The sequence below is a fragment of the Acinetobacter haemolyticus genome, assembly GCF_003323815.1.
Classification (GTDB): domain Bacteria; phylum Pseudomonadota; class Gammaproteobacteria; order Pseudomonadales; family Moraxellaceae; genus Acinetobacter; species Acinetobacter haemolyticus.
Genome location: NZ_CP030880.1, coordinates 1,870,642 through 1,886,324 on the forward strand (window position 1 = coordinate 1,870,642; position 15,683 = coordinate 1,886,324).

The following is a 15,683-nucleotide window of genomic DNA, read 5'->3' on the forward strand; positions in this document are numbered from 1 at the left end:
ACAACACCTTATACAAAACAAGCATAAGATATGCTGTTTTCTGTATAAGTTAGGCATATCAGCAATGTTTGGTCCCATTGAATTTATTTTAGCTGGCGTATTGGTTGGTTTCTGCGTAGGAATCACAGGTGTCGGCGGTGGTTCTTTGATGACTCCAATCTTGATTAGCTTATTCAAAATTGAACCTCATATTGCGATTGGTACTGATCTGCTGTATGCCTCGATCTCTAAATTTTGCGGTTCTTTGGTTCATGCAAAAAAACTTAATATTGTCTGGCCGATTGTCATATGGCTTGCATTGGGTAGTATCCCTGCTTCCTTCGCTACAACATGGGTACTTGAGCATCATCTGAGTCAATCTACCCACTATAAATCGGTACTCACGATGGTATTAGGTGTGATGCTGACTTTGACAGGTATTTCAATTATCTTTCGTGCTCAGATTGAGAAATTTTTTGATCGCTTTAGAAATCGTGAACAAGCCGACATGGAAAGTGAACAACATGCTCTCCAACACAAACGCCGCTATATTTTGATTATGGGGGTTGTTTTAGGTGTATTAGTAACCCTCTCCTCTGTTGGTGCAGGTGCATTTGGTATCATGGCATTGGTACTCATGTTCCCCAATTTACCTATGATTCGCATTATTGGCTCGGATGTCGTGCATGCTGTTTTATTAACTGCTGTTGCGGGTCTAGGCCACATGTCTTCTGGCAATGTTGATTTCAGCTTACTGATGTGGCTATTGGTTGGCTCAATTCCTGCTATTGTTGTGGGTACACTGATTAGCTCACGATTGCCTGAAAGATTTATCAGAAAAATATTAGGTATTACTCTCTTCGCACTCGGTTTAAACTTTATTGTGAATCCTGTGAAAGCAAAACCGAAACCTGTTGAAACAGCTCAAGTGGTCATGAATCAACACACAACTCATTCTACGACAATAGTTTAAGCCCCAAATAGCCGATTGTTTATACACAATTTGTTTGAATCGCTAGTTAATCAATCGCTTTTTCGTGCTATATTCGTAGACAAATTAACCTCTTCTTTCGATTGAATTTGTGACAGCAATGAATACTCTACAGTCAAATCCAGTTTCTCAGCCAGATATCGACGACGTTAACATTAAAAGCATTCAGACTTTGATTACGCCTGCAGAACTCAAACGCGATCTTCCTTTATCAGAAATCGCCTCTCAAACTGTACTTAAAGGACGTAATACCGTTCGTAATATTTTGGATGGTAATGACAAGCGCCTGTTTGTTGTGATTGGACCATGTTCGATTCATGATCCTAAAGCTGCTCATGAGTATGCTGACCGTTTAAAAGTATTAAGCGAAAAAGTAAAAGATACACTTTACATCATCATGCGTGTGTATTTTGAGAAACCACGTACGACTGTTGGTTGGAAAGGTTTAATTAACGATCCTGATATGAATGACTCTTTCAATATCGAAAAAGGTCTACATATTGGTCGTGGATTGCTGCTCGAATTGAATGAAAAAGGCTTACCATGTGCAACTGAAGCACTTGATCCTAACTCACCGCAATACTATCAAGACTTGATTTCTTGGTCAGCGATTGGTGCACGTACTACAGAAAGCCAAACACATCGTGAAATGTCTTCAGGTTTATCTTCACCTGTCGGTTTTAAAAATGGTACAGATGGTGGCTTAACAGTTGCAACCAATGCAATGCAATCCGTAAAGCATGGACACAGCTTCTTGGGTTTAAACGAAAGTGGTCAGGTAGCGATCATCAATACCAAAGGTAATCCATACGCACATGTAGTTTTACGTGGCGGTAATGGCAAACCAAACTATGATGCAACCTCAGTTGCAGAAGCGGAAGCAGCTTTAGCCAAAGCTAAAGTCAGCACCAAAATCATGATCGACACCAGTCATGCCAACTCAAACAAAGACCCATACCTACAACCATTAGTTTTGAAAAACATCACAGAGCAAATTCTTGATGGCAACAAATCAATCGTGGGTATCATGGTTGAAAGTCACTTAAAAGGTGGTCGTCAGGATATTCCTGAAAATTTATGCGACCTAGAATACGGCAAATCTGTAACCGATGGTTGTATTGATTGGGAAACCACTGAAAAAGCATTATTAGAAATGCATGAAGCATTAAAAGATGTTTTACCAAATCGTTAATCTTTAAATAGATGTAAAACAGGCTCTCATGGGCCTGTTTTTTTTATTGATAAATCAAGTATGTTTTGAACTGTAACATTTTTTTATTTATACTGCTGCCACATTTCCCCCTACGACGTCTCGTTGATATGAACTCCAGTTTTCGTCAACATTTGCAAAAGTGGCGTGCCTTGATCGGCGCGGTAACATTGCTTTGTTTACTCTGGCATATCTTATTACCAACCATGGTACATACTGGCGTCGTACCCGCACTTTATGCAATGCCATCGCATTGCCAAGTCACAGAGATTCAAAAAGCCACGCTGCTATCAGTACAAGTGCACAGCAACCATCATAGTGAACATCATCACCATACGATGGAGCAGCATAAACATCACCTTGAGCATGCTCAACATGGTTCGCAACTCAGTGAATATGCACAACAAGTTTATGCACTGGCTAGCCAGATCATGAAACATTGTCCACTGTGCACCTATGGTTTAGATGCAGCCGCAATTATTCCATTGCTTGGCTTGATACTTATTTTCTTATTGGCTTGGTTTAGTCGTGTACGCTGCCTATGCCATGCGTGGACAAAAGATCTGCACATACCACGTATTTTCTATATTTCCCCCCTTAAACAAGCTCCGCCAATCGCTCTATAAATCGCAAACTTTTACATTCGTATCCAGTTCATTGCTGCGATACGGCTCGTTTAATGCTTTTATAGAGTTTTCAAAATGACGACTTCTTTTCGTTTGTCAGTCTTAACGGCTGCGTGTCTATCTGCTACTTACAGTGCATTGGCGATTGCCGAAGTACCGACACAACACACCAAAACCCTAGCGACTATCGTTGTTACAGCAAGTCGTGAGGGTGAATCTATCAGCAATACCCCTGCTGCAATTAGCCAAATTAATAATCAAACTTTGGCAGACAAAAATGCCACTTTTATTGGGCAATTAGTCAACCAAACCCCTGGCGTTTTGATGAATGACTTGGGTAATGAACAACATATGATGTCGATCCGACAACCAATCACGACTGCAGCAGTTTATCAATATCTTGAAGATGGTATTTCAGTTCGTCCCGTCGGTGTATTTAACCACAATGCGCTTTATGAACTTAATCTTGCAGGGATTGATCGAATTGAGATCTTACGTGGTCCAGCGAGTAGCTTATATGGAAGTAATGCCATCGGCGGTACGATAAACTTTTTAACTAAAGCGCCAAGTCTAACGCCGACTGCTGAGATCGGTATACTTTCAAGTACGGAAGGTTATCGCCGTCTGGATCTAGGTGCATCAAACACCTTTGCGACTGAATTTGGTGAACATGGTCTACGTTTATCTGGATACGCAAGTGATCGTGGCGATAGTTGGCAAGATCATGCTGAAAGCAATAAGCAAAGTCTCACGCTTCGACATGACTGGCGTATTTCTGATGCCACACAAATCAAAAATATCGCGAGCTATAACCACCTAAAAGCAGACATGACAGGAAGTCTAAACGGCAAGGATTTTAGTGAGCGTCCCGGCTACAGTTATCAGACATTTACCTATCGTGAAGTAGACTCTACTCGCCTGTCTTCACAGATTAGCCATGCGTGGAATGAGCTCAATCAAACTCAAGCTACACTGTATTATCGTGATAACACCACTGAACAGAACCCAAGTTATAGCATTCGTACTGATATGCGAAATGGTGTGCCTACAGGGACTTACACGGGTCAAACTACATATAATCAGTTCAAATCGTATGGTTTAAATTTGCAGCACGCTACAAGCTTCGATCAGTTGAAATGGATTGTTGGTACGATGGCAGAACATACGCCAAATAAAGCCAAAACTAATGATATTGAAGTATTTCGTGACCCAGAAACACGTATTTATACTGGTTTTCAACCAAGAAAATTGCTACGCGACTTCAATGTAGACGTTGACAATCAAGCCATTTACACCCAACTAAATTGGCAAACATTCGATAACTTAAACTTAGTCGCTGGTGCTCGCTACGACTGGATTAAATATGACTATCAGAATAATTTAACGCCATCAAATGTTACAGGTGCACCGAACGAAACACGTAGCTTCCATAAAGCCAGCCCACAACTTGGCTTTATTTGGAATGCACATCCCCTATTGGATATCTATAGCAACTGGTCACAAGGTTTTGTACCACCAGAAGTAAGCAGTTTATACGGTGCAAATCTGGTTACACCAAATTTGTCAGAAGCAACATTTAACAATATTGATCTTGGCATACGCTTTAAACTTTTCGATGAGCGTTTAGATGGTGAGGTTACTCTGTATCGCTTAGATGGAGAGGATGAAGTCATTAATTATACTAAACCTGATAACACCCGCGAACCTCGTAATGCAGGTAAAACAAGACATCAAGGGATCGAGATTGGTGGTACTTGGAATATTTCTGATCAATACGATCAACGCTTGAAACTATCTGGAAGTTGGGCGAAACATGAATTTAAGCAATTTCAGCCATCAGCGAGCTTAAATTATAATGGCAATCGTATGCCGAGCTCTCCAAAAGCTTTCGGTACTGTTGAATATCAGATTAAACCCATTCCTGAGTTGTTATTATCAGCAGAAGGAGTTTATGTCGGCTCATACTGGATCAATGATGCCAATACCGAAAAATATGATGGGCATACAGTATTAAACCTACGTGCAACCTATCGCCGTAATGCTTATGAAATCTATGGTCATATCATCAATGCTGCAGATGTACATTATGCTGAAAGTACCTCATTTAGTAATAATCAAGCGAGCTTTACGCCTGCGGCACCGCGTACCTATTTGTTAGGTTTACGCTATCATTTTGGAAAATAAGCCATGAATGCCAATCAACTCAAAAAGTTACTCAAGTTTCATCGTAGCTTTGGGATGGTGTTGGGCATTTTGGTTTTATTTTGGGCTTTAACTGGTGTGTTGCATCCAATTATGAGTGCAACACAACCGCAGCCTTTGAAACGAATGCCTCCACCACAACAACTAGATTTAAACAATGCTTTACCAGCAAAAATGGTCTTAGAGCAAAATCAGATTGAGCAATTTTCTGCTCTTCAAGTGATTCAAGTGAATGCCAATCAGACGGCATACCGTGTATTAGGCATAAACCAAAATATGGCTGAATACTACGATGTGCATTCGGGTCATCGTATTGAAAATGCAGAGCTACAATATGCTAAACGCTTGGCTGTTTGGTATACAGGTCTTACAGAGGAACGTATTGTTTTCGCGCAACTGGTTACAGAGTTTAGTGATGATTATCCGAGTGTAAATCGCTTATTGCCAATTTGGCGTGTCGATTTTGATCAAGGTTTACGTGCTTATGTAGATCCTAGCCATTCACGGCTTGCTACGATTTCAAATGATCAAAAGATGTGGATGGCACGGATTTTCCGTTTGGGTCACACATGGACATGGAACAATCAACAATGGTTTGGTCAAACACTTTTGATGCAGTTTGCTCTGATTGGCATACTCGTCATCACATGTATGGGAATTGGATTATTTTTCAAAATTCATAATCGAAAAAACCATCGTTTACGTGAAAAACCAACTCGATTCCTGCATCGCTATTTGGGCATCAGTCTGAGTGTCTTTATTTTACTTTGGGTGGTCAGTGGTTTTTACCATCTTTGGCAAAAGAAGCCTGAGATCAAAAATATTCAGCCTATTTTCAAGACACAAGATTTAGATCAAACGTCGTGGCAACTAGCAACAGCTCAGTCGATACAACGATTACACCTCGTACCTATTTCATATAGTCGCGAGCAAACACGAGCTGCGTGGATGATTCAACTCATCGGTAAAAAGGACCTTCAAGGCAGTATGACTGCAGTTAAAGAACATGATCATCATGGGCACAGTAAAAATCAGACGCCTGCGATCCAATGGATTGATGCTGAAAAAGCCAAACCCATTGACGTACTTGAGCAAAGTAGATTTTTTGTTGCTGATTATCTCAATCTACCGATCGAGAAAATCGGACAAAGTACTTGGGTCACAAGTTTTGGCGGAGAATATGGCTTTATTAATAAACGCCTACCTGTAGTTAGAGTTGACACTCATTTAAAGAACCAATTGCGACTCTATATAGAACCAAGTAGTGGTGTTATTGCTGCAAAAGTTACTGCACAGGATGCGCTGGAAGGCAAAAGTTTTACTTATTTGCATAAGTGGAGTTGGTTACCGATTGATAAAATTGTTCGTGATATTTTATTGGGTCTGATCGCTGCATTGATTGCTGTTTTGGTGATACTAGGCTTCTGTACCTACCGTAAAAAAAGATAATGTTTTTTGATCCTCTCACAAACAATGAGAGGATCAATATCTATCGAGATTCAATTTCTTGAGTCTAGGGCAGATAATAAAATGCTATCAAGAAACTCATCAGTACACATACCTCTGATAACTCAATTGAAGCACCAATCATATCACCAGTAATCCCACCAATTCTTTCAATGAACTTCGTACGTAGATAAAACAGCAGCATTAAAAATATTGCTAAACAGAAAATACCAGCCCCCTCAAACACACAAAGAAATGATAATGTAATGACAAATACAGTCCACGAGCATACCTTCGGTATCAAATCAGCAATAGAACGTCCTAAACCTTGTTTTCGCACATAGCTTGTAGTGAGAAAAAGAAATAAAGCTGAACTTCTGCCAATTGCAGGTACTACAATCAGAAATACTGATAATTGTTGTTCTAATAACACATAAATAGCGACAAATTTCAGCAAGCAAAGCATGATCAAACTTAAAGCACCGATAGGCCCGCATGCTGGATCTTTCATAATTTTAAGTGTACGTTCAGGATCGCCGAAACCACCGACCCATGCATCTGCAGTATCTGCTAATCCATCTAAATGTAATCCACCAGTCAGCCAAATCCATAATACGAGGATAATACTTGCCAGCAATAAGGCTGGCAGTTTGAATAGCAATATTGAACATGCAAATAAAACTAAACCGATCAATAGTCCAATGAAAGGATAAAACAAAATGGCTTGTGCATTTTGCTTTGCGGTTGGCATATTTTTTAATTGAATCGGTAAAACAGTTAAAAATTGCAAGGCAATCCAAAAAGGTGTCATGCTAGAAATCTCAGCCAAGCTATATCTTTTATTCACCCATTATGAAGAAATAAAAATGGGAATAGCAACTCTATTCCCATCCTAAAAAATTATTAAATTAGATTATTGAATTTGATAGCATTGTTTAAGCTTCAAATAGTCATAATAAAAGCTATTTGTACGGTATCTTGCATAATCACAAGCGGGTTTAAATAAGGTTTCTTTTTCATTGTAGAGCATTTTGACTAAGGTAGCTCCTTGAGCATTTTGATAAATATCCCACTGTAAATTTGCTGCCATAGGCGATACCAACTCACCTCTCCATGCACTATTTGTATAGTTATAGGTTTGGCGTAATGGCAAAGTTTGCATCATGTTATACAACTCTAAAGTCGTCGCAAGTGGAATAATGATTTCAGCATGCGCAAAACGTAAAACTGCACGATGTGATTGTTGTTTATCTACAACCGCGTCGACCTGCTTAAACAGATCTTGTTTCAATCCCTGTGCAATCGCACTGGTGACTTGATTGGACTCGCTAAAACTTGGCCCTTTTTCATAGAAATCATTGGCATCATTGAATTCTGCATAGAACTTTGCTGCATCTTCAGGCATATATTTATCAAAATCGACACCTTTGAGTTCACTCTGCATACCTCCCATGATTGAATAAAGCTCATATAAATACGCGGCTGCATGCACAGCACTAGTAATGCTATTTTTACCCTTACCTTTTTCAGTAATGGTTTCACCTTTCGGTGCGACTACGCTATATGAACCATTATTGCTAAAGGTATAAGTCTCATTCGTCCCTAGTTTTTGAATAAACTCAGTTTTGAAAATTGGTTTAAGCACTTGCATTGCAACCGTTTCAGCCCGTATATCACCTGCCAGCTCTTTCAGTTTTTGAGCTAAATCATGATCTTCTTCGGCAAATTTCTGGTAAGCCCGGCTCACATCATAAACGGCTTTTTCTTGCTCAGATAAAGATTGAGTTAAATCTTGATCTGCCGTTAACTTATGGAAATAAAGCTTGAAGCGATCTACGCCACCATCTTCAACTGTTGGCACACTTTCACTGGCTAGGCTAGTATAAGAAATTGGTGTAATTTTATCTTTAAGTTTATGGTTTTGTTGAATAAGTTCATCAGTAAAAAACTTAGCACTATCCACGGCACGGTCAACACCTGAGCTCTGCACCAAAATAGATGACTGTTGGTTTTCTGCTGCTTTAAATAAACTCGGTAGACGTTGTAATAATCGATCAGCAATTCCCCTATGTTCTAATATCCCTGTCAGACTTTCATTACCATAACCATATTGGCGAATACCTTCTACACCATAGCCTAACAGAATATTTGCTTTCATCATGCTTTCTAGATCTGCACCGAGTTTTTCACCCAATGGTGTCAGCGCATTTTCAGCCTTTGCCTGTTTCCATAGATTATAAAGTGCTAAATCATATTTGATACTGGACAGGCCTCGGGAACCATGACGTGCAACTAATTCAGTAAAAACTGGTTCAAATCCTTGTGGAGTTGGCTCATATTTTTTTAGATCTTGTAAGGGCTGATAAGGTGTTTTAGTTTGATAATATTTTGATGGCGTATTATTTTCAGGCGTTGTTTGTGATTGTTGATGATCATCATTATTACATGCGGCCAACAATACACTTGCGCATAACACACTGCTTTTAAATAATATATTCATGAATTATTTGCTTATAGATAAAGAAGTGCCATGTATCATAGACAGGAGCAATGACAGTTCTATTAAACCATTCAGTAAAAATTTTAAATACAGTTGTATTTAGACGCTAAGGAGCAAGTGTCTTTTCCATAAAACAAATCCCACTATCAGTGTCAAGCAACTCTAACTGATACAGTTTTCCCAGTTCTGCTGGCATTTTTAATAACTCATCTAAGTTATGTTGTCTTGCTAAACAGGTTAGTAACTTTATTACCCCTCCGTGTGTAACAATCAGCGCTGTTTCCCAACTGTTCTCCTGCATTTGCTGATGAATTTGTTTAAAACCAATCAAAAGTCGTTGTTGGAATCGCGCTAAAGGCTCACCATTTGGTGCTTGATATTGAGTCGGGAATTGCCAAAAATTTGCCAGTAACTCAGGAGTCGTTTCATAAATCCTTTGAGTTGAAACACCTTCCCAATCACCAAAATACATTTCTTTGATATTTTCATTGATCAATAGCGGGCGTTGTAATTGATTAGCCAAATTTTCAGCAAAAAGACGGCAACGTTGCAGAGGGGAACTAATGATGACATCCCAATACTGCTGAGTGTCAAGATAACCTCGAACGGTTGTTTGCATCTGCAACCAGCCCTGCTCGGTCAATTTATCATCAAGGTGTCCACGTAAAGTATGACTTTGCGTTGTTTCACCATGACGCAATAGATCAATCTGCAACTTTATCACCTGTGACGGCTGCTTCTGCAAAGGTTGCCATCTGATTATGTAGCACACAAGCAAGTTGAATCATTGACAACGCTGCACCCGCACCACTGCCTTCACCTAATCGTAAATTCATATTTAAAATAGGTTGAGCTTGAAGTTCTTTTAGGATTCGTTGATGCCCATACTCAGCAGATTGATGACCAAACAGCATCCAATCTCTCACACTAGGTTGAATACGCACTGCACATAAAGCCGCCACAGAACTAATAAAGCCATCAACAATAATCGGCATACCTATCTGAGCACAACGAAGATAGGCGCCAGTCATTGCGGCAATTTCTAGACCGCCAACCGCTGCAAGTATTTTTAAAGCATTATTGCCAGTATTTGGTGCATGAAGTTTTATAGCTTGATGAATGACTGCAATTTTGTGCTGCAGTTGTTGATTGTTAATTCCTGTACCGACACCGGTTAATTGCTCAGCACTTTCATTTATTAATAAACTTGCCATTGCAGATGCGGAACAGGTATTTCCAATACCCATCTCACCAGCAATAAAGATATCTGCTGATTGAGATTGTGCCAAATCAACACTTTGTTTACCTAATTCCATTGCTGTAATGCATTCTTGCTCAGTCATTGCAGCGTGTTTAGTGAAGTTCGCCGTACCAGCTCGAATACAATGTCGTTCAACACCAACATAATCATAAACATCGCCCACCGTACCGCAATCAATCACTTGCAAGTGTGCTTGATGATATTGGGCAATTACGCTAATCGCAGCGCCACCAGAAGCAAAGTTTTGAAGCATTTGCCGTGTAACCGCTTGAGGATAAGCAGAAATATTTTCTTCAACTACACCATGATCACCAGCAAAGATCGTAATCCACGGCTTCTGAATCTGAGGTTGAATAGTTCCTTGTAAACTCGCAAGTTGAATCGCAATTTGCTCCAACTGACCTAATGCACCTGTTGGCTTAGTCAATTGCGACTGACGATACTCAGCTTGTGATTTTGCTGCTAAATCTGGATGTTTAATTGTTTCTAACCACCAAGCTTGTTCTGACATTTTATTGCTCATCTTTTAAAATCATAGGAAATCCCGCCACACAAAACATCACTTTGTTTGCTAATTGCCCCAAAGCTTGATGTAAGCGCCCTGCTTCATCGACAAATCGACGACTGATTTCCCCCATTGGAACTACACCAAGCCCTGTTTCATTGCTCACTAAAATAATTTGTGATTTAAGTTTGGGCAGCACATTGAATAGCTGATCTATTTGTTGTAAATATAAGTTAGAATCTTCAGCTAACAAGAGATTGGTTAACCACAAAGTGAGACAATCAACCAAAATAATTTGATTCTCTTGATCTATTTGTAAAAGCTGATCTGCCAGAAATATTGGCTCTTCACTTAATTTCCAATGCTGCGGTCGTTGCTGTTGATGGTGCTGAATACGCTGTTGCATTTCCTCATCTAAAGGCTGTGCCGTTGCAACATAGGCCACCACTAGACCACTTTCTGTCGCAATTTTCTCAGCTAAACGGCTTTTACCTGAACGCGCACCACCTAGAATTAATTGCAACATATTCAACCCAATTTGACTTGATGATAAGGATACAGTAATCCTTGTAAAATCTGAGCGTTATAATAACCGAAAGTCAACTGATTGACCTGAACTTTAATTTTTTGGATTGTTAGGGCTTGAATACGCTCTAGGACTAATTCGCTTGACCAAGCCTCGCGATAAAGCCCCAAGGTGATATGTGGGCAATAGATCGGCGCAGCAATTTCGTCCTTAACTTGATACAAACTCTTTCGTATCTTATCTAATGTATTTTGAGAGTCCAGAATCTGTACAAATAAAGCGCTACTAAAACTATCAATATGTGACAGTTCCAGCTCAAAATCATCTAATTCTAATGCTTCTAATATGTTGATTTGTTGATTGAGCTGAATAATTTCAAAATCATCATTATGCTGAGCTGGTTGCTCTGTCAAAAAACCAGCAACAAACAAAGTGATATGGTATTGACGTAGATTAGGCGTTATCAATAAATCCGCAAAATGTTGTTGTAATTGGTCTAAATGTTGGATCAAATCAGGTTGATTGATTTGGATATACCACACACCATAATTACAGCGTCCACGATGCCATTCAGGATAATCGTTGTTTGCGGTTGCCATCAGTTTCGTTGATGCTTGTAATAACACAACATTTTGAACATAGTTAAAGTTGTGTTATTCAAGCATAGATTGCTCTAAACTTTAAACAGTTTCTGTTTGAATCTCAGAAAAATGCTTAAGATTTAGTACATCCTGATCCTTCTTTAAATATGCGGTAATTCCATCGTAAATATCAGCCAATAAATCTTTATATTGGCTTTCTGATATATCCAACTGTTTAACGTGCTTTTGTAGATGCTGCACAATCTTCATTTCATCTAAATCTAAAAATTTTATCGCATAGATATAGCCAAACACAGCACCTTCAACAAGCTTCTGATATGGAATCTGTTGCTGTATATGCGTTTCAATACTTCCAAAGACACGCTCATTAAAGCTTAATTTCCGTAATGGATCTCTTGCTACACGCTCACATGGATCTTTGTAGGCATAACGACATGAGTTGAGAAAACTATTTGCCATACGATCTAATTGTTTCGCTTGATTTGGCACTAAGTTGGTTAAACCTAATTTCACCTCATCCACTAATCTTTCGACAAAAACCTGCATCTGTGGGTCAGCCATCGCGATCCCAATCGTTTCATGCCCATTTAAACTTGCATTCCAAGCGAGGATGGCATGGCAACCATTCCATAAGCGATTCTTAATGATCTGGATATCAGAAATTTGATCCACTAAAACCATTTGACGCATTTTGACAAGTAATGGACTTCGATTTTCGACATAGATCGGCATATCAGCTTCTCCATGAAATAAAATCAAATCCATATTTTGCAAGAACTGACCTGCTTGAAATTGCTCCCGCATGTCTTCTAAACATTGTGTCAATTGCTGCTCTTGTTTTTCACTCAGCGCCGTTTCATCCGAAAGCTCAATCGTCTCATCATTCAAATCAGATTGATATTGTTGGTATAAACGATGCTTGATCTTTAATTGACGATATAAATCCTGATCAGTTAACTTTGAAACCATCCTGTTTACAACGGTATCACAGAAGTAATGCTCACTCAGAATATGCTCAGCAATGTCCTCATCGGTGATTTCCAATAATGCATCACGAATATATTTTAACACCAGATATTTTGCACAGACTTTATTTAAAATAATGAGGAATGTAATCGGCTCATTATTCTGAGCGTCTTGAGACATAAAACGTGCTAACAAACCTTTGGCAATAATCTTCGATTCAGACTCAATTGCTTGTTCAGGTAAACACAATGCGATTAGACTCGACTGCATATACATTTCTAACATCTGCTGTTCATTATCAGCATCAATCACTGTTAGATTTTCAATTCGTTCATCATAAGAACACTGTGGATAGCGGATACTATAACTACCAAAACTATTTACCGCTTCGCGATATAGACGATTTCGGGTCGATGCTAAAATACGTTTTGGACGGGTAAAACCATCCCAATGCGATAATATTTGGGCAATATAACCACCGCCAATTGCACCAAAACCATGAATCCCGACTGTGAGCTGATTTAAACTTTGTGGAAATGCTTCTTGCAACTGCGGCATAAGCATTTCAGGAATATGTTGATCCAATGCAATCAAATATTCATACATATCAGGATAATAGAAATTTGCTTTTGCCAGCATGGCATCATTCGGTTCTTTAATATCTTTGAATAAAACAGTAATGCCTCCTGCATCAAATGCAGACCGAATACCATTTTCAGAATCTTCAAACATTAAACATTGTTCAGGCTTTAAATTAATTTTTTCTGCTGCCTGTAAAAAAATCTCAGGATGAGGCTTTCCTTTTTCTACCTCATCGCCACATACAAGCAAATCAAAGAACTTGTATACATTCGCATTAATCAAATACTCTTCAGCGATCGCTCTGCGACTTGATGTTGCCACAGCCATTCTAAGTCCAGACTTTCTCAGTCGTTCTAGCACTTGTACCAATCCTTTTTTAATCGGTACCCCCTGATTTCGTACAAACTCAAGCTCTAATTCGTCTGCACGTTTACGAATTGTTTGATAAGGAACTTCTGTTCCATAAGTTTTTTGTGCGAGTTGTTCTGCTGTTTTTGCACTTAATCCTAGACATTGCATCAAATAATCATCAGAGAATTCCTGTCCAATGAGTTCTTGAGAGGCTTGTTTTAATGTTTGAAAGCGTAATCGCTCAGTATCAAACATTGTGCCATCCATATCAAAGATCGCCCCATGGACAGGATAATCATGAAAAATCAGCATTATTACTCCTTGATTGTTATCACGATCTTTAGCATACCGAATAAAATTTGCGATAATTCAAGTTGTAAATAAATGAAATGAAAATGATTAAATTTTAATCAAAAATCTAAAGGATTCTCTCAATACTATCAGTATTGATCAAAAAACTTGCATTGTGATAGATATTGTGATTGACATTTTTTATATATGGGTTTTATGTTTTTCTGTCTTAGCAAATCCCTTTGGATAGAAAATGTGAATAAACTGCAGAATGAATATCCATACGCCTAGATCAAACGTCCAACTAAAAATAATCATCTAAGAATCGATTACGAGACTGCAATCATAAAAATTTAATATTCTCTGTCTTTCAAGCATATTGGATTTAGGATTCAACTTTATTACCTATCATCGTATTCTGATTTGAATAGGATATGATCAACAAGTAGACCGCCACTGTGACCATCAATATTAAGAGTAAATAAAAAGGTAAGTGAATGCCGAACTGATATAGAAAAGTGCTCAGTAAAGGCGCCACAATGAGACCAATCGCTTGAGTAGCTGTACAAATACTTGCCATTTTGACTTGAGCAGTTTGCGGAACAGATTGAGCCGCCCCTGTGGTAAATGCAGGCAAAAGGCTTGCCACCCCGACCCCATAAAATAAATAACTTATTTGAAACATCCAAATATGGCTTGCACTTAAAGATAGGATGAGTCCAATAACCATGCTAAACGTACCCACCAATACCAAAGCTTTCAGTTTTAAATGAAGTACTTTTACAATAAGGATCTGAGTAATCACTAAGCTAAAACCAACAATGAGCATACATTGGGAAAAATAAATAGCACTTTGTTGTGAGCTTAAATGAAAATGGTCTTGTATATAAAAACCTGCCGTCATATTGAGTGTCACGATAGCCATATAGGTAGTAAATCCTAAAATAAGCCAAGGCATAGCTGATTTTAATGAAAATGAACGCTCTATTTTTACAGGCTGTTTTTGATCCAATATTGTGTTTTGTTTACCCTCATCATTTTTAAAATACATTGTGATAATCAAACTAAAAATCACCAATAAAATAACCGCAATCCACATTGGCAATAAAATTCCACCGAACAATAACACGGACGTCAGAAATGGACCGACGATCATACCTAAACTATTCATCGCACCATACATTGCCATTTTTTGACTGCGTTGTTGTTCCTCTGTGACATGTTGCATGACATAACTTTGTAGGCCAATTTGTGGCATAGCCATAAAACCACCAGTACTCGCTCGACTAATCACCAACAAAGCAAAAACTATCATTACGGGTAATGTTTGTTGTATTCCCCAATAAAGAATCGCTGTAAATATAGCCCAAGTAATGGTCATGCCCCAGAAACCATAATTCATTAATTGATAAGGAGTCTGTATTTTTTTCCCTCGGGCTATCAGAATAGATGCAATCGCCATACAAATTGCACCCGCTGAAACAATTACTCCGCCCTGTACTTCTGTTAAACCCAGCTCACGAATTAATGGGGCAAGTAAAGGCAAAATCATCGAGAAACAAGTACCGTTGGCTAGAGTTGCCCAAGCCAGTAATTTAAAATTTTGCTGCATAATATGTATTCATCAAAAGAAAAGGCATCTTAA

Annotated in this window: 13 protein-coding genes; 5 read left to right on the top strand and 8 right to left on the bottom strand. The window is 38.8% G+C overall.

Going from position 1 to position 15,683, the window contains the following annotated elements; genetic code table 11:
- The first annotated feature begins 64 nt into the window (after nucleotides 1-64).
- The 5 genes from DS737_RS08610 (at nucleotide 65) to DS737_RS08630 (ending at nucleotide 6,457) form a co-directional block, all read left to right on the top strand.
- The gene (locus DS737_RS08610; RefSeq protein WP_004639066.1) at nucleotides 65-952 is read left to right on the top strand and encodes a sulfite exporter TauE/SafE family protein; all 888 of its coding nucleotides are present in this window, start codon (nucleotides 65-67) and stop codon (nucleotides 950-952) included.
- Nucleotides 953-1,070: 118 nt separating this feature from the next.
- A complete protein-coding gene (locus tag DS737_RS08615) occupies nucleotides 1,071-2,162 on the top strand; it encodes a 3-deoxy-7-phosphoheptulonate synthase (protein WP_004639065.1) in 1,092 nt (363 codons plus the stop codon).
- Between the two features lie 128 nt (nucleotides 2,163-2,290).
- Entirely contained in the window at nucleotides 2,291-2,806 is a 516-nt protein-coding gene (locus tag DS737_RS08620) for a hypothetical protein (protein ID WP_113997319.1), read from the top strand.
- Nucleotides 2,807-2,881: 75 nt separating this feature from the next.
- Nucleotides 2,882-4,990: a TonB-dependent receptor gene (locus DS737_RS08625; protein WP_113997320.1), complete on the top strand. Its 2,109-nt coding sequence runs from the start codon at nucleotides 2,882-2,884 to the stop codon at nucleotides 4,988-4,990.
- A 3-nt stretch (nucleotides 4,991-4,993) separates the two neighbouring features.
- Complete coding sequence (locus DS737_RS08630; protein ID WP_004639060.1) at nucleotides 4,994-6,457, top strand: PepSY domain-containing protein; 1,464 nt, start codon at nucleotides 4,994-4,996, stop codon at nucleotides 6,455-6,457.
- Nucleotides 6,458-6,521: 64 nt separating this feature from the next.
- Here DS737_RS08630 and DS737_RS08635 read toward each other — a convergent pair whose 3' ends face one another.
- The 8 genes from DS737_RS08635 to actD form a co-directional block, all read right to left on the bottom strand.
- Nucleotides 6,522-7,265 (bottom strand): adenosylcobinamide-GDP ribazoletransferase, encoded by a 744-nt coding sequence (locus DS737_RS08635; protein ID WP_113997321.1) that lies wholly within the window; start codon nucleotides 7,263-7,265, stop codon nucleotides 6,522-6,524.
- Nucleotides 7,266-7,367: 102 nt separating this feature from the next.
- Nucleotides 7,368-8,954 (bottom strand): histidine-type phosphatase, encoded by a 1,587-nt coding sequence (locus DS737_RS08640; RefSeq protein WP_113997322.1) that lies wholly within the window; start codon nucleotides 8,952-8,954, stop codon nucleotides 7,368-7,370.
- Nucleotides 8,955-9,060: 106 nt separating this feature from the next.
- The gene (locus DS737_RS08645; RefSeq protein ID WP_113997323.1) at nucleotides 9,061-9,669 is read right to left on the bottom strand and encodes a histidine phosphatase family protein; all 609 of its coding nucleotides are present in this window, start codon (nucleotides 9,667-9,669) and stop codon (nucleotides 9,061-9,063) included.
- Entirely contained in the window at nucleotides 9,659-10,726 is a 1,068-nt protein-coding gene (gene cobT / locus DS737_RS08650) for a nicotinate-nucleotide--dimethylbenzimidazole phosphoribosyltransferase (RefSeq protein ID WP_113997324.1), read from the bottom strand. The genes DS737_RS08645 and cobT overlap by 11 nt, the downstream gene beginning before the upstream one ends.
- A gap of 1 nt (nucleotide 10,727) precedes the next feature.
- Entirely contained in the window at nucleotides 10,728-11,246 is a 519-nt protein-coding gene (gene cobU, locus DS737_RS08655; RefSeq protein ID WP_113997325.1) for a bifunctional adenosylcobinamide kinase/adenosylcobinamide-phosphate guanylyltransferase, read from the bottom strand.
- A 2-nt stretch (nucleotides 11,247-11,248) separates the two neighbouring features.
- Nucleotides 11,249-11,845: a 2'-5' RNA ligase family protein gene (locus DS737_RS08660; RefSeq protein ID WP_113997981.1), complete on the bottom strand. Its 597-nt coding sequence runs from the start codon at nucleotides 11,843-11,845 to the stop codon at nucleotides 11,249-11,251.
- Between the two features lie 81 nt (nucleotides 11,846-11,926).
- On the bottom strand, nucleotides 11,927-14,059 hold the full coding sequence (gene mtlD / locus DS737_RS08665) for a bifunctional mannitol-1-phosphate dehydrogenase/phosphatase (protein WP_113997326.1): 2,133 nt from the start codon (nucleotides 14,057-14,059) through the stop codon (nucleotides 11,927-11,929).
- 364 nt (nucleotides 14,060-14,423) lie between these two features.
- Complete coding sequence (gene actD, locus DS737_RS08670; protein WP_113997327.1) at nucleotides 14,424-15,650, bottom strand: putative acinetoferrin export transporter ActD; 1,227 nt, start codon at nucleotides 15,648-15,650, stop codon at nucleotides 14,424-14,426.
- Nucleotides 15,651-15,683: the final 33 nt, after the last annotated feature.